Annotated in this window: 17 protein-coding genes; 9 read left to right on the forward strand and 8 right to left on the reverse strand. The window is 67.4% G+C overall.

All coding sequences use genetic code 11. From position 1 onward, the window contains the following. Positions 1-307: AraC family transcriptional regulator ligand-binding domain-containing protein (locus WB508_RS03720; protein WP_423843535.1), on the reverse strand; the 307-nt coding region annotated here is incomplete at its 3' end. Between the two features lie 70 nt (positions 308-377). On the opposite strand from WB508_RS03720, the gene WB508_RS03725 reads away from it, so the two are divergent. After that, positions 378-1,874, forward strand: coding sequence for a flavin-containing monooxygenase (locus WB508_RS03725; RefSeq protein WP_423843536.1), 1,497 nt, complete (start codon positions 378-380; stop codon positions 1,872-1,874). A gap of 21 nt (positions 1,875-1,895) precedes the next feature. Here the strand turns inward: WB508_RS03725 and WB508_RS03730 are convergent, their stop codons facing one another. The 3 genes from WB508_RS03730 to WB508_RS03740 all read right to left on the reverse strand — a co-directional run bounded on the left by WB508_RS03730 (position 1,896) and on the right by WB508_RS03740 (position 5,855). After that, a complete protein-coding gene (locus tag WB508_RS03730; RefSeq protein ID WP_423843537.1) occupies positions 1,896-3,944 on the reverse strand; it encodes a DEAD/DEAH box helicase in 2,049 nt (682 codons plus the stop codon). Positions 3,945-4,302: 358 nt separating this feature from the next. Then, complete coding sequence (locus WB508_RS03735) at positions 4,303-5,031, reverse strand: 2-phosphosulfolactate phosphatase (RefSeq protein WP_423843538.1); 729 nt, start codon at positions 5,029-5,031, stop codon at positions 4,303-4,305. Then, the gene (locus tag WB508_RS03740) at positions 5,028-5,855 is read right to left on the reverse strand and encodes a phosphatase PAP2 family protein (protein WP_423843539.1); all 828 of its coding nucleotides are present in this window, start codon (positions 5,853-5,855) and stop codon (positions 5,028-5,030) included. The genes WB508_RS03735 and WB508_RS03740 overlap by 4 nt, the downstream gene beginning before the upstream one ends. A gap of 269 nt (positions 5,856-6,124) precedes the next feature. Here WB508_RS03740 and WB508_RS03745 point away from each other — a divergent pair, with 269 nt between their 5' ends. Together WB508_RS03745 and WB508_RS03750 are read left to right on the forward strand one after the other, a co-directional pair. Continuing rightward, positions 6,125-6,427 (forward strand): type II toxin-antitoxin system VapB family antitoxin, encoded by a 303-nt coding sequence (locus WB508_RS03745; RefSeq protein ID WP_423843540.1) that lies wholly within the window; start codon positions 6,125-6,127, stop codon positions 6,425-6,427. After that, a complete protein-coding gene (locus WB508_RS03750; protein ID WP_423843541.1) occupies positions 6,424-6,948 on the forward strand; it encodes a LytR C-terminal domain-containing protein in 525 nt (174 codons plus the stop codon). Before WB508_RS03745 ends, WB508_RS03750 begins: the two co-directional genes overlap by 4 nt. Here the strand turns inward: WB508_RS03750 and WB508_RS03755 are convergent. Then, complete coding sequence (locus WB508_RS03755) at positions 6,941-8,440, reverse strand: potassium/proton antiporter (protein WP_423843542.1); 1,500 nt, start codon at positions 8,438-8,440, stop codon at positions 6,941-6,943. The genes WB508_RS03750 and WB508_RS03755 overlap by 8 nt on opposite strands. 214 nt (positions 8,441-8,654) lie before the next feature. On the opposite strand from WB508_RS03755, the gene WB508_RS03760 reads away from it, so the two are divergent. Together WB508_RS03760 and WB508_RS03765 are read left to right on the forward strand one after the other, a co-directional pair. Next, positions 8,655-9,398, forward strand: a complete 744-nt coding sequence (locus WB508_RS03760; RefSeq protein WP_423843543.1) for an alpha/beta hydrolase family protein — start codon at positions 8,655-8,657, stop codon at positions 9,396-9,398. Between the two features lie 10 nt (positions 9,399-9,408). Next, entirely contained in the window at positions 9,409-10,104 is a 696-nt protein-coding gene (locus WB508_RS03765; protein ID WP_423843544.1) for a lysophospholipid acyltransferase family protein, read from the forward strand. Between the two features lie 61 nt (positions 10,105-10,165). Here the strand turns inward: WB508_RS03765 and WB508_RS03770 are convergent, their stop codons facing one another. The 3 genes from WB508_RS03770 to WB508_RS03780 all read right to left on the reverse strand — a co-directional run bounded on the left by WB508_RS03770 (position 10,166) and on the right by WB508_RS03780 (position 12,881). After that, entirely contained in the window at positions 10,166-11,293 is a 1,128-nt protein-coding gene (locus WB508_RS03770; RefSeq protein ID WP_423843545.1) for a MalY/PatB family protein, read from the reverse strand. Between the two features lie 12 nt (positions 11,294-11,305). Next, positions 11,306-12,178, reverse strand: a complete 873-nt coding sequence (locus tag WB508_RS03775; RefSeq protein WP_423843546.1) for an aldo/keto reductase — start codon at positions 12,176-12,178, stop codon at positions 11,306-11,308. An 82-nt stretch (positions 12,179-12,260) separates the two neighbouring features. Beyond that, a complete protein-coding gene (locus WB508_RS03780; RefSeq protein WP_423843547.1) occupies positions 12,261-12,881 on the reverse strand; it encodes a ribonuclease H family protein in 621 nt (206 codons plus the stop codon). Between the two features lie 78 nt (positions 12,882-12,959). Between WB508_RS03780 and WB508_RS03785 the strand changes: the two genes are divergently transcribed. The 4 genes from WB508_RS03785 to WB508_RS03800 form a co-directional block, all read left to right on the forward strand. Further along, the gene (locus tag WB508_RS03785; protein ID WP_423843548.1) at positions 12,960-13,697 is read left to right on the forward strand and encodes a spermidine synthase; all 738 of its coding nucleotides are present in this window, start codon (positions 12,960-12,962) and stop codon (positions 13,695-13,697) included. Positions 13,698-13,706: 9 nt separating this feature from the next. Then, positions 13,707-16,142, forward strand: a complete 2,436-nt coding sequence (locus tag WB508_RS03790) for an ABC transporter (protein WP_423843549.1) — start codon at positions 13,707-13,709, stop codon at positions 16,140-16,142. A 180-nt stretch (positions 16,143-16,322) separates the two neighbouring features. Continuing rightward, positions 16,323-16,787: a hypothetical protein gene (locus tag WB508_RS03795; RefSeq protein ID WP_423843550.1), complete on the forward strand. Its 465-nt coding sequence runs from the start codon at positions 16,323-16,325 to the stop codon at positions 16,785-16,787. Positions 16,788-16,859: 72 nt separating this feature from the next. Then, the coding region (locus WB508_RS03800; RefSeq protein ID WP_423843552.1) for a multicopper oxidase family protein at positions 16,860-17,658 on the forward strand (799 nt) is incomplete at its 3' end.

Genomic DNA, 17,658 nt, shown 5'->3' on the forward strand with positions numbered 1-17,658 from the left:
ACAGGTAGCGCGAGGTGCACTCCATGGCGTCGCCGAGGGTCGGCGAGTTCTGGATCGCCACCGACAGCGCTCCGAGCATCGACAGGTCCTGGCGCTCGGCCAGCAGCAGCCCGAGGTCCGGCAGCCCAAGCTCGGTCGCCGCCAGCTCCAGCACGCTGCCGAGCGCGGCATCGTCGACCAGCAGCTCGTCGTCGTGCAGGGCCTCGACCGGCAACCCGCAGCGCCGAGCGATCTGCTCGGGGTCGCCGCCGTGGTCGGTGACCAGCCCGGCAAAGCCGCGGATGCCGGCCGCTCGAATCAACGCCATGTCGTCCAGAGTCAAACTTGTGTCGTTCCAAGTCAAGCATTCGCGCCCTTGCGGCACCCATACTCAAGGTATGAGCCTGCACACCCAGCCCTCCTACGTCGACGTCGCGATCGTCGGAGCCGGCCTGTCCGGCATCGGCGCCGCACACCGGATCCGGACCGAGCACCCCGAGCGCGAGGTCGCGATCCTGGAGTCGCGCGAGCGCATGGGCGGAACCTGGGACCTGTTCCGTTACCCGGGCGTGCGGTCGGATTCCGACATGTACACGCTGGGCTACGCATTCCGGCCCTGGACCGGCGAGAAGACCCTCGCCGACGGCGAGTCGATCCTGCAGTACATCCACGACACCGCAGCCGAGACCGGCGTCGACCAGCTGATCCAGTACTCCAGCCGGGTGGTGCGCGCAGACTTCGACACCGTCCGCTCCCTGTGGGACCTGACGATCGAGGACACCGCCACCGGCCAGCAGCGCGCCATGACGGCGGCGTTCTTGTACTCGTGCGCCGGCTACTACGACTACGACCAGCCGCACGACCCTGAATTCGCCGGCGCCGCGGACTTCACCGGCCAGGTCGTGCATCCGCAGTTCTGGCCCGAGGACCTCGACCACGGCAACAAGAAGGTGGTGGTCATCGGATCGGGGGCCACCGCCGTGACGCTCGTGCCGTCCCTGCTCGAAGGTGAACGCCCAGCCGCCCACGTGACGATGCTGCAGCGCACACCGACCTGGATCAGCTCGGTGCCGACGATCGACAAGAACGCGGCCCGGCTCAAGGCCGTGCTGCCCGACGGGCTCGCCGACAAGGCCATCCGCGCCAAGAACATCGGCTTCATGATGACGACGTACCAGTTCTGCCAGCGCTTCCCGGGCACCGCGAGCAAGCTGCTGGCCGGCAACGTCGCCAAGTTCGTGGGCGAGCAGCAGGCGGCGGACCACTTCACGCCCCCGTACGACCCGTGGGACCAGCGGTTGTGCGCCGTGCCGGGCGGCGACCTGTTCAAGGCCATCACGAGCGGTGGCGCCGAGGTGGTCACCGACCACATCGACCGGTTCGTGCCCGAGGGCATCTTGCTCGCCAGCGGCGAGGTGCTGGAGGCCGACGTCATCGTCACGGCGACGGGCTTGAAGCTGTTGGCGTTCGGTGGCATCGAGCCGCACGTCGACGGTGAGAGGGTCGATTTGTCCGAGCAGTACGTGTGGAACGGCGCCATGATGACCGGCGTACCGAACTTCGCGGTCTGCATCGGCTACACCAACGCCTCGTGGACGCTGCGGGCCGATCTGACGCACCGCCTCGTGGTCAAGGTCCTGGGCTGGATGGACCGGCGGGGGCACACCGCCGTCGCCCCGGCCGCCGAGGGCGACCTGGAGGCCCAGCCCCTGCTCGACCTGGCCGCCGGCTACGTGCAGCGCTCGATCGACAGCTTCCCCAAGCAGGGCCACCGTCGCCCGTGGCAGGTCGTGCAGAACTACCTGCTCGACTCGCTGCTGACGCTGCGCACCGATCTGGACGCCACGCTTGCGCCGGTGCCCGCGGCCCAGCCTGCGGTCACCTCGGCCGCCTGACCACTCGCTGGGATCGCGCCCTCAGGCGGCGCGCTCGACGAGGGCGTCGGTCAGCAGCGTGACCAGCGCCTCGAGCTGCACGTCGACCGAGGAGCCGATCTCCTCGTCCGAACCGTCAAGCGCACGAGCGGCAAGGCCAGCCTTGCTGTCGATCAGCTCGGCGATGCGACCGTCGATGGTCTGCGCGGCGATGATGCGCCAGGCCGTGACGGGCTTGTCCTGGCCGATGCGGTGCACACGATCGATGGCCTGGGTCTGCTCGGCGTCGGTCCAGGACAGCTCGGCCAGCACGACATCGGACGCGACCTGCAGGTTGATGCCCACGCCAGCGGCAGTGACCGAGCAGACGATGACCTTGACGTCGGGGTCGTTCCAGAACCGGTCGATGGCCTGTTCGCGGGCGGTCTTGCTCTGGTCGCCACGGATCGAGGTGTAGCCGATGCCGCGCTGCTTGAACGCCGCCTCGGCGGTATCCATGACGTCGATGTGCTTGGCGAAGAAGACCACCTTGCCGACGCTGCGCGCCAGCTGGGCGGTGTAGTCCGCGGCAAGACCGGCCTTCGCCTGACCGATGCGACGCATCATGGTGAAGACGTTCTCCTCGTCCTTGGAGCCAGCTGTGTCCTCGCGCTCCCACGTGGCCACTCGGCGCACGAGTTCAGCGTCGATGCCCTCGGACGGACCAGACGAGCGGGCCTCGGCAGCCGAGGCGTAGCGACGCAGCATCCGCGCGACGAGGTCGCGCTCGGCCTGTTGGATCGACCGCCCGATCTCGTCGTCGAGATCGACCGGGAGGTCGGCGATGCGGCGGGCCGGGATGTCCGCCGCGACGTCGACCTTGCGACGACGCACGATGCCGCGGTCGATGACGCACTGGCGGGCTGCGGAGTAGAAACCGTGATCGAGCGGCGTGAGGCCGGTCTGCTCCAGCGCGCCCATCAGCTCGGCGCGTGGCTTCTTGTCGTCGATCCAGCCGAGGAACTGCCAGATGGTCCGGAAGTCCTCGATGTCGTTGATCAGCGGGGTGCCGGTGAGGGCCATCAGCAGCGGGCGCCCGATGCGAGCACGCACCCGGTCGGCCAGCTGAAGCACCTGCTGTGAACGCTGTGACGACTTGTTCTTGATGAAGTGCGCCTCGTCGACCACCATGCCGCGAAAGCCCATTTCGCCAAGCCAGTCCACGTGTCGGTCGAGCACTTCGTAGTTGATGATCACGATGTCGGCGAAGGCGTCGAGCGTGTGACCGTCGCCGTGGATGACCGTCGCCTTGCGCCCCGGGGTCCAGAGCTCGACCTCATGGGCCCAGTTGGCCTTCACCACGTTGGGCGCGACGACCAGCAGCGGGTAGGCATCGGCGGCGTGCGCGGCAAGCAGCGCCTGGGCGGTTTTCCCCAGTCCGGGCTCATCGGCGAGCAGGAACGTGCGATGACCGTCAGCCGCCGCCTCGACCAGCTGCGCCTGGTGCTTCATCAGTTCGCGTCCCGACGGGGTCATCAGTCCGTTCGGATCGGGCAGCTTCATGCACGACGGGGCGCCGTCGGACGCCTTCTCGAACGACGTGAACAGCGGTCCGAGAAGCTCCCACGTGGACAGCCGCCCGTACTGCGGCTCGCGCGGGGCTGCACTGCTGAAGTCGGGAGCCAGGAACGGATTGGACAGCTGCCGGGAGATCACCGACTGCGGCACGACGCGCTTCTCGATCGGAGCGGGCGCGTCGGAGAAGGTCTCGTCAGCGACGGCCTCAGTCGGGGACTGTCCGAGACCGGCGGCGGCCAGCATTTCGCGACGAAGCGCCCGGGCCTCGTCGGACAGCACGACGTCCTCGCCCAGCAGGGTGAACAGGGAAGGATCGCGGGTGGCGGTCTTGGCCAGGATGGTGGCCACACCGTCGAGCCGCTTGAGCTGCTCGGCACGAACTGCTTCGCTCATCGCGGTGTCGGCCTTGACCCGGTTGCGCTCCTCGCGCACCATCAGACCGATGACCTGGAAGCGCATGCGCTGGTCGTGGTTCAACGCTCCGCGCTGGGCCCGCGACTCGACGTCGCGCACGGCGCGCGCCAGCACGGGCATGATGCCCTCGTTGTCGACAGGACGAGACCCTCGACGATTCCCGCCCTGGCGATGACCCGATTGACGGGAGCCGGACGTGCGCGCGCCACCGGACTGGCGTCGGCCTTGTTGGGCCACTGATGTCCTCCACTGGTTCTCACGTGTACCGATGCCCCGCGACGGTGACCGGTGAGGCACGACCGTCGAGGACTCTGCGATGCGACCCGCAGGCCGCGTCGTGATGGGGAGTGCACCCGCCACGCTGCGGTGGATGCACGTCCGGTGACCGTGTCAGAACCCGCCCGAGGAGCGGCACGACGGCAACCGGTTCTGTACCACGATACCGCGCCGGGCCGTCTGATGCGGAATCCGGGCAGATTCAGAGCGTCGCGGCGACGAATCCGTCGGGTCCAAGGACTGGCACGACGCCAGAGGTGTTGGACTCGGCGGCAATGGAGACGTCGGCCTCGAAGCCTTGCCGAACCAGCTCGGCACCGCTGGTGCAGGCAGCCAGGTGACCACCAAGACGACCAGCGACGACCCGATAAGCATCAGCAGCAGCGGCCGCTTCGGGCGACAGATCGAGATCAAGGTCCTCCAGTGCGGCGAGCACGGCGCCGGCGCCCCACAGATCCTCGATGCACGGACGCAACGTGCCATCAGGCCACCGTTCGCCAGCCGCGACGACGGCGATGGTCAAGCCGTGCCCGGACGCCCAGGACGCGACCGCTCGGGCGTTACGGACGGATGCCGCCGCCACCGTGGTCGTCCCCGCGAGGGCCGTGGCGACCGTCGCTCCGTTGGGTGAGGGGAGCACGAGACGAGCCGGCGCCGGATCAGCTTCGCGCAGGCTCATGGGCGACAGGCTGAGACCCAGACCTCGAGGTCCCGCCAGGCTGGCGCCGTGCTCGGCGGCCACGGTTTCAGCCGCCTCACCCAGGCTGGGGTACGGGATCACGGCGGTGCCGTGCTCGACCGCGACACCGACCGTCGTGGTGAAGGACAGGATGTCGACCACGAGCGCGCAGTCCGCGTCAGCGGCGATCGCTGCTCCGCCGGTCACGCCCCACTCGAACCGCACGGCGTACCCGTCCTGCACTGGTGTCATGCCTCATGGATACCACCGGCCGGTCGGATCGGGTACGGGGCCAGCATGATCTCCTCGTGCGCGACGACCGGACTGCGGCGTTCCCAGATGCTGACGGCGCCGAAGGCTGCGAGGACGATCGCCCAGCCAGCGAAGGCGTCGACCAGCCAGTGGTTGCCGGTGCCCACGATGTCAATCGTCATGATCGCCGCGTACAGCAGCCCTAGTCCCTGCACGAGCCGCGGCAGACCGGCGCGAACGAAGACCAGCGCCACCCACAGGGCCCAGCCGGCGTGCATCGACGGGAAGGCCGCCAGCTCGTTGGTGAGTCCCCCCAGACCCTTGGGCGCCGAAGCGTCAGCGCCCCACCATCCGCTGGGCGCGTGCAGGCTCAGCACGTCGACATAGCCACCCACGAGGCGCGGTGGTGCGGTCGGAAATGTCAGATAGAAGAGGAGCCCGACAAGCGTGGCCAGCACGAGGGCACGACGCGCCGTGACGTACTGGCTGGCGCTGCGTCGGTACAACCAGATCAGCACGACGATCGTGACGGCGTAGTGCGTGGTCGCGTACCAGTAGCTGCCGATCAACCCGAGCCAGTCGTGCTGCACGAACTGGCTGTTCAGCCACCGCTCCGGGTCGATGCGCCAGACCGCCTCAAACGCACGCAGGTCGAGCGCGTGCCCACGCGCGGGCGCGAAGTCTTCGGAGGCGAGCAGCCGCGAGGCGCTGTAGCCCAGATAGAGGGCGGCGAGGAAAAACAGCTCGATGGCTCCGCGCCGCAAGCGCGAGGAGAGCGCCAGCGACGACCAACCAGAACCCACCTGAACCGGCGGCTGAGGCATGGCTGCTCCTGGCGGTGTAGCCGCCGAGCCGTACACCGGGCGGCGATCAGGGGTGTTGTCAGGCATGTTCCCCGATTTCGCATCTTCAAACCGCGCCCAGGTACCGGCGGCCGAACACCCGCATGGCGAGTTCGCGGGCCGAGGTACGATGCGAGATGCTTCATCGACCGCCTGGTGAAGCTGCTGCCGCTGCTGCCCGGGGCGTCGTCATCGGCCGTCAGGGCAGCAGGCTACCGGCGTCGACCACGACGGCTGTCTACACTGAAGCCGTGATCTTCCGGCGGGTGCATGAGGGGCGTCCCTACCCCGATCACGGTCTCGCGCAGAGCGGATGGGCCGAGATCTCACCGTCCCAGGTGCGGCTCGACGACCTCACCACCACCAAGACCCAGCTCGACCTCGCGCACCTTCTCGACGAGGACTCCACCTACTTCGGTGACCTGTTCGCGCACGTCGTCAGCTGGAAGGGTGAGCTGTTCCTCGAGGACGGACTCCACCGCGCGTTGCGCGCGGCTCTGCAGCAGCGCAACATGCTGCACGCCCGGGTGCATTCGATCGGACGCACCGCATGAAGCCATCAGGACTCGTGCTGATGCTGGTGGCGGTGCTCGTGTTCATCACCGGCGGCGTCGTCGGCTTCAACCTGCTCACGTCAAGCGCTGACACTGCTGCCGCAGCGCCCACCTGCGCCCCGCGCACCATCGAGACCGGTGAGGACGTCACGCCGAACCTGGTCACGGTCAACGTCTACAACGCGTCACGCACCGCCGGGCTCGCCAACCGGGTGTCGGTCCTGCTGCAGCGTCGCGGATTCCTCACCGGGACCGTGGCGAACAACCCGACCGAAATCGAGACCAACAACATCGTGATCCTGGCCTCTGACGAGTCCGACCCACGGGTCGCCGTGGTGGAAGCCCAGTTCGGCGGCAAGGTGACCATCCAGGATCCGCCACCCACCCTCGACCCCGACGGAGTGAGCGTGCTCGTCGGTAGCAACTACGCGACCAAGGGGTTGAGCAAGAAGGGCGAGACGGCCAAGGCCGTCTCGGATCGACGCATCGACGTGTGCCTGCCGATCCTCCCGATCAGCTGACCGGGTCCTCGCGTTGGCCCCAACCGGCCAACCGGCCATAGCGGCCGACGGCCCGCAGTCGCATCTCCGTGGACTCACGGACCTGTCGGGTTGCCACGACCAGCAGCTCGTCGTGCACCGCGAGACGCGTCGTGCGGTGGGGCACGAAGGTGCTGCCGTCGCGGACGACCAGCGAGACCGATGCGCCCGGTGGCAGTCGCAGCTCGTCGATCTCGACCCCGATCAGCTTTGAGCCGCTCGGGATGCGGATCTGCAACAGGTCCGCAGAGATGCGCTCGAGCGGTGCCGCCTCGACGTCGACGTCGCGGATGTCGTCAGACAGCACCCCGCACCACGAGGCGAGCCGAGCCAGAGGAGCCGCCTGCACGAGGGTGTAGATCACCACGGCGACGAACACGATGTTGAACAGGTCGCGAGAGCCCTCCACGTCGGCCGCCAGCGGAATCGTCGACAGGACGATCGGAACGGCGCCGCGCAGTCCCGCCCATCCGATGAACAGCTGCTCGCGCATGCTGCGTCGAAACCACACGGCACTGATTCCTACTGACAACGGACGAGCGACGAAGGTGAGCATCCCCCCCACCGCCAGCCCTGTCCAGACGTGCCACCACTGCAGCTCGTCCGGGTTGGCGAGCAGGCCCAGCATGACGAACACCCCGATCTGCGCCAGCCAGCCGACACCCTCGACGAAGGACCGCGTGGCCATGCGGTGGGGCAGCTCGGTGTTGCCGAGCACGAGCGCTGCGATGTAGACGGCGGCGAAGCCACTGGCGTGCAGGCTGGCGGCGGCGCCGTATGCCAGCAGCGTGAACCCGAGCACCACGAGGGGGTACAAGCCTGACGCGGACAATGCCACGCGGCGCAGCAGCTGTGCCGCGAGCCATCCGATCCCGAAGCCGATGATCGCGCCGGCGATCACCTCGAACACGATGAGCCCGGAGAACTTCCACACCCCGCCATCGGCGATCTCACCGAGACTGATCGCCGTCACCAGCACGACGATCGGAGCGTCGTTCAATCCCGATTCGGCCTCCAACGCACCCGACACCCGGTGCTTCAGCGGCACGGCGCGCAGCACCGAAAAGACCGCAGCCGCGTCAGTGGGCGTCAGGACGGCCGCGATGAGGATGGCGAGCTGCCAGTCCAGATCGAGCAGGTAGTGCGCACCCAGAGACACCACCAGCACGCTGACTGCTGAACCGAGAGTGGCCAGCAGGAGACCCAGCCCGATGGAGGGGCGCACGTGCTCCCACTTCGTCGACAGGCCGCCCTCGGCGAGGATCAGCGCCAACGCCCCGAACCCCAGAGCGAGTGCCAGGTCGGCGTCGCCAAACTCAATACCCAGACCTGAGCTGCCGATCAACAAACCGAGAGCGAGGTACATCATCAGTGACGGCAAGCCGGCCGTGACCGAAATTCGTACCGCGAGGATGGCCAGGATCAGCACCGACGCACCGACCAGGAGGTACAGATCGAGGTCGTAGGAATCCATGGAACAACCCCTCCCATGGACTCGTCGGACTCCGATTCTACCGAGAGAGACGCTGGTTCCGATGGCGGCGGGCGGCGCGGTGCGGTTGTGTGGTGCGGTGGACCACGTCGGTGAACCCCCAGATCGTGTGATCGGGCGGCGCACTCTGATGGCGCTCGCCGCGGCGTTCGCTCTGGCAGCGTGTACCCCCACCGGTGCACCGAAAGGCAGTGACGTGACCACAGTTTCGTATGGCGACGATCCCGCGCAGTTCTTCGAGCTCAGTCGCCCGCCTGGTCTCTCCAAGGGCGTCGTGGTGGTGATTCACGGCGGTTTCTGGCGGTCGAAGTTCGACCTGTCGCTGGGCCGGCCGCTCGCGTCCTCGCTGGCCTCGGCAGGGTGGACGGCGATCAACCTGGAGTACCGCACCGTCGGCAACGGCGGTGGCTGGCCCGTCACCTTCGACGACGTGGCAGCCGGTCTGGACGCGTTGGCCGACGTCGACGGCCTCGACACCTCGACGGTCATCACGCTCGGCCACTCAGCCGGCGGGCACCTCGCCGTGTGGGCTGCGGGTCGAGCCGTGCTGTCCAATCCGGCGTGGAATCAGCCGATCGTGCCGGTCACCGCTGCGGTCTCGCAGGCTGGCGTGCTGGATTTTGCGCTGGCCATCGAAGACAACCTCGGCGGCGGAGCGGTGGCGTCGTTGATGGGTGGGCTGCCGGACACCGACGAGCTGAAGGATCGATACCGCGATGCCGACCCATTGGCCAACATCCCCCTGACGGTGCCGGTGCGATGCATCCACGGTCGCGACGACTCCAACGTCCCGCCCACCCAGTCCGACAGCTACGTCAGCGCCGCAACGGCGGCGGGTGCCGACGCCACCGTGACGGTGGTCGACGGCGACCACTTCGTCGTGATCGACCCCGCTTCACCGGCATGGAGCAGGACACTGACCGTGCTCGACCAGCTGTGAAGGACTAGACATGTCCTATCTGTTCATGATCACCATGTTCCGGCTGTTCAATCTGTTCGCCGGTCACCGGCCCAGCCGAATCGGGTCGTCTCGACTCCCCAGAACCGGTGGCGCGGTGCTCGCCGTCAATCACACCAGCTATGTCGATTTCGGCTACATCGGTTTGTCGGCGTACACGGTCGACAAGCGCCAGCTGCGCATCCTGGCCAAGGCCGAGCTCGCGAACAATCCGATCCTCCGCTTCCTGATGAAGGGATGTGGCGTGATCCCCGTTGACCGAGCGGCCGGGGGCGACGCCTACCTGGCCGCAGTTGAACAGCTCAGGGCCGGCGAGATCGTGGCGGTCTATCCCGAGGCCACGATCAGCCTGAGCCTGGAGATCAAGGAGCTCAAGAGTGGTGCCGCGCGCATGGCACTGGAGGCTGGCGTGCCGATCATCCCGTCGATCGTCTGGGGATCGCAGCGCATCGCGCCCAAAGGCGCTGCCAAGCATCTGGGGCGCACCAAGACGCCCGTCATGGTGGCGGTGGGCGACCCGATCCAGCCGATCGGATCGGTCGACGAGATGACACAGATTCTCGCGGCTGCCATGACGAGGCTCTTGCACGAGGTGCAAGACGCGTATGGTCCGCATCCACATGGCGAACCGTGGGTCCCCGCTCGACTCGGCGGATCGGCACCGACCCCCGAAGAGGCCGCCAGCTGACCGCACCGCGCACCTGCTGGTCCGTTCGGTCCGGTAGATGCCATGGCTTGGGACGACGTGGTCAAGCCAGAGAGGACAGCCGGCCCAAAGCCTCAGCGAGGATCTCCGGAGTCGTGGCGTAGTTGAGTCGGGCGTGTCCAGCGCCGCCCGCACCAAAGGGAAGGCCGGAGTTCAGCGCCACACCAGACTGTTCGAGGATCGCAGCAGCCGGGTCGTCGCCCACGCCGAGCGCACGAAGGTCCAACCACGCCAGATAAGTCCCAGATTCTTGATTCCACAGGACTCCTGGGATCTTCTCCACACCATCGGCAAGCTGCTGACGATTTTCGGCGAGGTCAGCGTGCAGCCCGTCCAGCCACGTGCTGCCCTGACTGAACGCGGCGACGTGAGCGATCATCGCGACGTGGCTCGGCCCGTGGCTGACCATCTCGTGCAGGTGCGGCAACCGCGATTCCTGCCCACCGACCATGATCGCTGCCTTGAGCCCGGCCAGATTGAATCCCTTGGAAGCCGACGAGACCACGATGGCGTCATCAGTTCCGTCGAGGGTCAGGTACGGCACGAACCCGGACTCCACCAGTGGTGCATGGATCTCGTCCACCACCACGGTGATGCCGTGCTCGTGCGCCAGTGCAGCGACGTCGGCCAGCTCCTTGCGGGTGTGGACGACTGACGTGGGGTTGTGCGGGTTGCTCAAGAGATGGACTGCTCCGCGGCCTGCGGCCCGATAGGCGTCCTCGACTGCTGCCAGATCGAGCCGACCGTCCGCACCGAGCGGGGCCTGCAGCGCCAGTCGCCCGATGTGCTCGATGAATCCGAAGAACGGCGGGTAGACCGGCGGATTCACGATCACGGTGTCGCCGGGCTCGCTGACCAGAGCGATGGCCTCGCTGACCCCCGTCATCACATCGGCCACCATGGCGGCCTGATCGACCGGGACCGTCCACGTCCACCGGTCCGCAGCGAAGCAGGCAAATGACTCGGCGTACTCGCGCACGCTGGTGGGGTAGCCCGAGTTGCCCGACCGCATCGCCTGGTCAACTGCCTCGACCACCGCCGGGATCGGGTGCGCGTCCATCTCGGCAACCCAGAGTGGCAGAACGTCCGACCCGTACCAGCCCCACTTGACACTGGTGCGCTCGCGGAGGCGCTCGATGGGCAGGTCGCGGAGAGGGTGAAAGTCACTCACCCCCTCATTGGATCATCCCGGCATGGACCACGCTGCGTCGGCGAGCGCCTGCTGCTCGGCTTCCGACAGCTCGATGGCGGCAGCACCGAGGTTGTCCTCGAGGTGCGCGACGCTGGACGTGCCCGGGATCGGCAGCATCACCGGCGAGCGGTGCAGCAACCACGCGAGAGCGAGTTGTGACGGCGTGGCGTCGTGCTGCTCGGCGAGATCGCTCAGAGCGCTGCCATCCTTCGACAGCTCGCCGGTGGCGAGCGGGAACCACGGGATGAAGCCGATCCCCTCGGTCGTGCAGTGGTCGAGCAAGGGCTCGGCGTCCCGACTGGCGAGGTTGAACATGTTCTGCACCGAGACGATCTCGGCAGTCTCCTGCGCCTGCTTCAGCTGGTCGACAGTGACCTCTGACAAGCCGATGTGACGCACCTTGCCTTCGTCCTGCAGCTCCTTGAACGCGCCGATCTGGTCGGCCACCGGAACCTCACGGTCGATGCGGTGCAGCTGGATCAGATCGATCCGGTCGGTACCCAGCTTGCGCAGGCTCAGCTCGACCTGCTGCTTGAGATACGCCGGGCGGCCGACAGGGACCCACTTGCCGGGACCAGTACGGGTGAGACCCGCCTTGGTCGCCACCACGATGCCGTGATCGTAGGGGTGCAGCGCCTCGCGGATGATCTCCTCGGACACGTTCGGCCCGTAGGAGTCAGCGGTGTCGATGAAGGTGACGCCGAGGTCGACGGCTCGACGCAGCACAGCGATCGCCTCGTCACGATCCTGGGGTTCTCCCCACACGCCGGGGCCGGTGATCTGCATGGCGCCATACCCAAGTCGAACGACGGGGAGGTCGCCGCCGAGGGTGAATGTGCCAGATGCTGTTGCGTTGACGGTCATACCCATGACAAGGCGCGCAGGCGCCCACCTATTCCGTCGCAGATCGTCCGGATGCCTGCGAAGCGCTAGAGAAGCTGGCGAATCAGGCCTGCTGGGCAGCGAGCTGGGCGGCGGCGCCGGCGAGCTCATCCACGAACTCGTTCATGTCATGGCCCGCATGGCCCTTGACCCACTCGAAGGTGACGTCGCCGCGCGTGAGCACCAGCTCGATGAACGGCTCCCACAGGTCGCGGTTGGCCACGGGCTTCTTGGCGCTGTTGAGCCACCCGCGCGAGTGCCAGCCGCGCCACCAGCTCTGGGCGAAGCAGTTGACGACGTACTGCGAGTCGCTGACGATGTGCAGCGGTCCGGGATGTGCCTTGACCGCCTCGAAGGCCGCCCTGATCTCCATGCGCTGGTTGGTGGTTGACGGGTCAGGCCCGGAGTCGTGGTGCTGGGTGTCGATGGCCCACGCCCATCCGCCCGGGCCACCCGGGTTCACCAGGCACGACCCGTCGGTGAACACGACGGTGGCCGCAGACGGCGCCCTGCTGCCCGGCGTGGCGATCGGGACGGCGACGGGGGCCGCGTCCGGGGTCAACGTGCCCTGGGTGCCGCAGGCCTGATGGATCCAGCGACTCGACTCGCCGACGCCGACGATGTCGTCGCCGGGCGCGATCGGCTTGGAGCACAATCCGCACGTGCCGGGGTACTGCGCGCGCATGACCATCCTGGGTGTCGAGGGGTGAGGTCGACATCGTAGCCGCGCGGCGACGGCCTCCAACCCACGTAGGGTTCGATGATGGCCTTGTTCCGCGAGATCGACTTCCAGCCCACTGCGATGGGCGAGCTCATCCTCAGGGAGCGCTGGGACCCGATCGCCCGGCAGGACCTGCTCGAGATCAAGCTCAACGACGAGTTCCTCATGTCGAGCCTGTTCACTGCGTCGGAGACGGCACTGGGCACGCTGGCCATGAGTGATTCGATCTTCGACGAGCTGGACGTGGTGGTGGGCGGACTCGGGCTCGGCTACACAGCGCTCGCCGTGCTGGAGGATCCGCGCGTGCGACGTCTCGTGGTCATCGATGCACTTCCCGAGGTGATCGAGTGGCACCAACGGCACCTGATTCCCGCAGGCACCACCCTGGCGACCGATGATCGGTGCCGGCTGGTGTCGGGTGATTTTTTTGCTGCCCTACGCCCCGACGGCGAGCTCGACGCTGATCAGCCCGGACGGCTCTGGCACGCGATCGTCCTGGACGTCGATCACACCCCTAGCCATCATCTGCACCCGAGCCATGCCGATCTCTACACCGCCGAGGGTCTGGCCCGCGTGGTCGAGCGGCTGCACCCCGGCGGCGTGTTCGCCCTGTGGTCCGACGACCCGCCGGACGAGGCGTTTCTGGCAGTCGTGGCCCAGTCGTTCGCTGAAGCGCGGGCCGAGGTCATCACCTTCCCCAACCCGTTGATCGCGAGCACGTCGACGGCCACGATCTATCTCGCCCGCACGCCGGCTGGCGCCTCCACGCAGCCCGCGTAGGTTGAACAGGTGCCTGACCAACCTGCTGCCGATCTGCACGGGACGGCACTTCCCGACAGGTCGTCGGGTTGGATCCGGGTGCGAGGCGCGCGGGAACACAACCTCCGCGATCTCGCCGTCGACCTCCCGCGCGACTGCTTCGTCGTGTTCACCGGAGTCTCCGGCTCAGGCAAGTCATCCCTGGCCTTCGGGACGCTGTTCGCTGAGTCGCAGCGCCGCTACTTCGAATCAGTCGCGCCGTACGCCCGTCGCCTGTTGTCGCAGGTGGGTGCCCCGGAGGTCGACCTGATCGACGGCCTGCCACCCGCCATCGCCCTGCAGCAGGCACGCGGCGCCTCCAGCTCGCGATCGACCCTCGGCACGCTGAGCTCGCTCTCAGACGTCTTGCGGCTGCTCTACAGTCGCGCCGGCACGTACCCCGACGGCGCCGACCATCTCCCGGCATCTGCCTTCTCCCCCAACACGGCCGACGGCGCGTGTCCGACGTGCCACGGCAGCGGGGTGGCCCGCAGCACCACCGAGAACCTTCTCGTCCCCGACGCGAACCTGTCGATCGACGAGGGCGCCATCGGCGTCTGGGCCAATCGCGCCTGGGTCGGACAGAACGCCCGGCGCATGATCACCAAGCTCGGCATCGACATCCACGCGCCGTGGAACACCCTCGCCCAGGCCGATCGCGACTGGATCCTGTTCACCGACGACGAGCCCCGCATGCTGTTGATGGGCAACAAGGGTGGCGAGGCGAGCCAGTACCACGGGCACTGGTCCTCGGCCGAGAAGTATTTGATGCGCAACCTGGCCCGCACGCCATCGCCCGCTCAACGCGAGAAGCTTGAGGCCTATCTCGCCGAGGGCCCATGCCGCACGTGTCACGGCAAACGCCTGCGTCCAACCGCTCTGGCCGTCACGTTTGCCGGTGTCGACATCGCCGAGATGAACGCCATGCCGTTGTCGACGGTGTGCGCGTTGCTCGACTCCGGCCTCGAGGTGCAGGCCCGCGGTACTGACCGGCACGGCGCGGCCGCGTCGTCGGCCGCTCGTTCGCTCGTCACCGACTTCGGCGCCCGCGTCGAGGCGATCATCGGACTCGGTCTCGGGTACCTGTCGATGGATCGATCGAGCACCGCCCTGTCACCGGGCGAGCTGCAGCGTGTGCGACTTGCCGGCCAGGTCCGAGCCGGACTCTACGGAGTGCTCTACGTGCTCGACGAGCCGTCAGCGGGCCTTCACCCGGCCGACGCAGAGGCGTTGTACGAGGCCCTGCGCGGGCTGGTCACGACTGGCAATTCCTTGTTCGTCGTGGAGCACGACCTCTCGATCGCCCGGAACGCGGACTGGGTCGTCGACGTGGGGCCAAGCGCCGGTGTCCTCGGCGGTGAGATCATCTACAGCGGGCCTCCGGAGGCCCTGGCACAGGTCGACGGATCACTGACCGCTGACTTCATGTTCGATCGCGTCGACGCGACCGTCCTCTCAGCACGTGAACCACGGGCGACGCGCACGTTCGAGCACCTGACGCTGAACAATGTGCAGGACGTCACCGTGGGGCTCCCCCTGGGAGTCATGACGGCCATCACCGGAGTCTCAGGATCCGGTAAGTCCTCACTGCTGACTGCGATCGCCGCACGCTTGGAGACCGACGTCGGCGTTTCCGGGACCGCTCAGCGCATCATTGCGATCGACCAGCGGCCGATCGGACGGTCGCCCAGATCGAACCTCGCCACCTACACCGGGTTGTTCGACGCCGTGCGACGGATCTTTGCGGCCACCGATGAAGCCCGGGCGCGCGGCTGGAACGCCGGTCGGTTCTCGTTCAACGTGGAGGCGGGGCGGTGTCCGACCTGTGACGGTGAGGGATTCATCGCGGTCGAGCTCGTGTTCCTGCCCACCAGCTACTCGTCGTGCCCGTCCTGTCACGGCTCCCGCTACAACCCCGAGACGCTCGAGGTGCGTTACCGGGGCCGCGACGTGGGTGCTGTGCTGGCCATGACGGTGCAGGAGGCGGCTGAGTTCTTCGACGACGTCCCATCGATCAGCCGGGCTCTCGGCACGCTGCTTGACGTGGGACTCGGCTACCTGACGCTCGGGCAGCCGGCGACTGAGCTCTCCGGTGGAGAGGCTCAGCGGATCAAGCTCGCGACGGAGCTGCAGCGACCGCGACGGGAGAACACCGTCTTCGTGCTCGACGAGCCCACTGGCGGACTGCACCCCGTCAATGTGCGCGACCTGGTGCGCGTCCTCGGCCGCCTCGTCGACGCGGGCGACACGGTCATCGTGGTCGAGCACGACATGCAGGTCATCGCGGCGGCCGACTGGGTCATCGAGCTCGGACCGGAAGGCGGCGACCGCGGCGGAACCATCATCGTCGAGGCGACCCCGTCGGATCTGCTCGACGCGGTTGACAGCGTGACGGCGCCCTATCTGCGCCGCGCTCTTCGCCGCTAGGTCGGCATCCAGCCACCGGCCACCCTCCACCTTCGCGGTTCTCACAGCCATGGGCATTGATCCTGTTGAGGGGCATCGAATGGCCCGATCGAGCCATTCCGGTCCGCGGATGATGTCACGATAATCCGATTCATCACCTCAGCCTGCGGGCCGGAGTCCGCGGAGAAGCGGAGCAGGACCATGAAGTTTTACAGATTTCTGGCGAACTCGATCGCCGTGCTCGTCCTGGCCCAAGCCGGGCTGATCGCCTGGGCCTTCTTCGGGCTCGCCAACTGGATCGACCAAGAGGGCGGCGTGGTCAACAAGGCACTTCTGGAGTGCACGGACTGCGACATGAATTTCACCGCTGAGTGGGGCTTTGCCTTCCACATGTTCTTCATCGGCCTGCTGCTGATCCCCCTCATCTCGCTGATCCTGCTCATCACGTCCTTCTTCGCCAAGGTGCAGGGAGGCACGAAGTACGCAGCGATCATCGTCGTCCTCGTCGCGCTGCAGGTGCTGGTGTTCCCCGAGCTGTCCCGACAGTTCGGTGCCGGTTTCGGAGCCCTTCACGGGATCAACGCCTTGGTGATTCTCGGCACGGCGATCCACGCGGGCCGGGCGGCGTCGACAGCGTCAGCGGCCGTCGAACCCACCAGGGTCTGACGAGGAGGCTCCGTGCGAGGGCCTGCGACAACATGGTCAGGTGGCCTCGGCGATCTCCTCAGATGGCGGCGGGTGGCCGGAGTCGTGGCGACTCTGGCTCTCGTGGTGCCGCTCGCCCTGATGTGGGAGCGCAGCCTCCTCCCGGACTCCTACGACATGGCGGCGATGGGCTATCACGACTACGGGGGCGGGCCGGCCGCACACGGAAAGCACCAAGGGGGCGTTCCCGTCGCCGATCTGGTCGACGATCCGAGTCGACCCGCCGATGTTCAGGAGACGTTGATCTTCACCCAGGACGGCGACACGTACGCGATCAACGGCATCTCACCCGGGCCCACGATCACCGCGATCGAGGGCGACATGGTCGAGGTGACGCTCGTGAACGACAACGTGTCCGACGGCGCGACGATCCACTGGCATGGCGTGGAGACCCCCAACGCGATGGACGGAGTGGCCGGAGTGACGCAGGACGCTGTCATGCCCGGCGAGAAGTTCACCTATCGGTTCATCGCCGACCACGCGGGCACGTTCTGGTATCACTCGCACCAGATCTCCCACGCGCAGGTCCTCGGTGGGCTGCTCGGGGCTCTCATCGTGGAGCCGGCCACCCCGACCCCCGACGTGCGCGACGAGGTGGTCCTTCTTCACCGCTTCAGTGGAGCCGCGACGCTCAACGGCGTGCCGGGCTCGAGCACGCTCGATGCTGAGCCCGGCACGAAGGTCCGGGTGCGCGTGATCAACACCGACAACGGCATCGCCCCGATCTGGGTGACGGGTGCGACTTTCCAGGTGCTCGCGGTCGACGGATACGACGTCAATCAGCCCGAGTCGATCGAAGGCCGGCGCTTCGACCTGCCAGCCGGCGGTCGGG

This window comes from Aeromicrobium sp. (genome assembly GCF_049586495.1).
In the GTDB taxonomy this organism is placed as follows: Bacteria; Actinomycetota; Actinomycetes; order Propionibacteriales; family Nocardioidaceae; genus Aeromicrobium.

What these genes read in the sequence shown, in the direction of transcription:
- WB508_RS03725 (WP_423843536.1), top strand. Translation starts at nt 378, where the DNA reads ATGAGCCTGCACACCCAGCCCTCCTACGTCGACGTCGCGATCGTCGGA.
- WB508_RS03730 (WP_423843537.1), bottom strand. Translation starts at nt 3,944, where the DNA reads ATGCCCGTGCTGGCGCGCGCCGTGCGCGACGTCGAGTCGCGGGCCCAG.
- WB508_RS03735 (WP_423843538.1), bottom strand. Translation starts at nt 5,031, where the DNA reads ATGACACCAGTGCAGGACGGGTACGCCGTGCGGTTCGAGTGGGGCGTG.
- WB508_RS03740 (WP_423843539.1), bottom strand. Translation starts at nt 5,855, where the DNA reads ATGCCTCAGCCGCCGGTTCAGGTGGGTTCTGGTTGGTCGTCGCTGGCG.
- WB508_RS03750 (WP_423843541.1), top strand. Translation starts at nt 6,424, where the DNA reads ATGAAGCCATCAGGACTCGTGCTGATGCTGGTGGCGGTGCTCGTGTTC.
- WB508_RS03755 (WP_423843542.1), bottom strand. Translation starts at nt 8,440, where the DNA reads ATGGATTCCTACGACCTCGATCTGTACCTCCTGGTCGGTGCGTCGGTG.
- WB508_RS03765 (WP_423843544.1), top strand. Translation starts at nt 9,409, where the DNA reads ATGTCCTATCTGTTCATGATCACCATGTTCCGGCTGTTCAATCTGTTC.
- WB508_RS03775 (WP_423843546.1), bottom strand. Translation starts at nt 12,178, where the DNA reads ATGACCGTCAACGCAACAGCATCTGGCACATTCACCCTCGGCGGCGAC.
- WB508_RS03780 (WP_423843547.1), bottom strand. Translation starts at nt 12,881, where the DNA reads ATGCGCGCGCAGTACCCCGGCACGTGCGGATTGTGCTCCAAGCCGATC.
- WB508_RS03785 (WP_423843548.1), top strand. Translation starts at nt 12,960, where the DNA reads ATGGCCTTGTTCCGCGAGATCGACTTCCAGCCCACTGCGATGGGCGAG.
- WB508_RS03795 (WP_423843550.1), top strand. Translation starts at nt 16,323, where the DNA reads ATGAAGTTTTACAGATTTCTGGCGAACTCGATCGCCGTGCTCGTCCTG.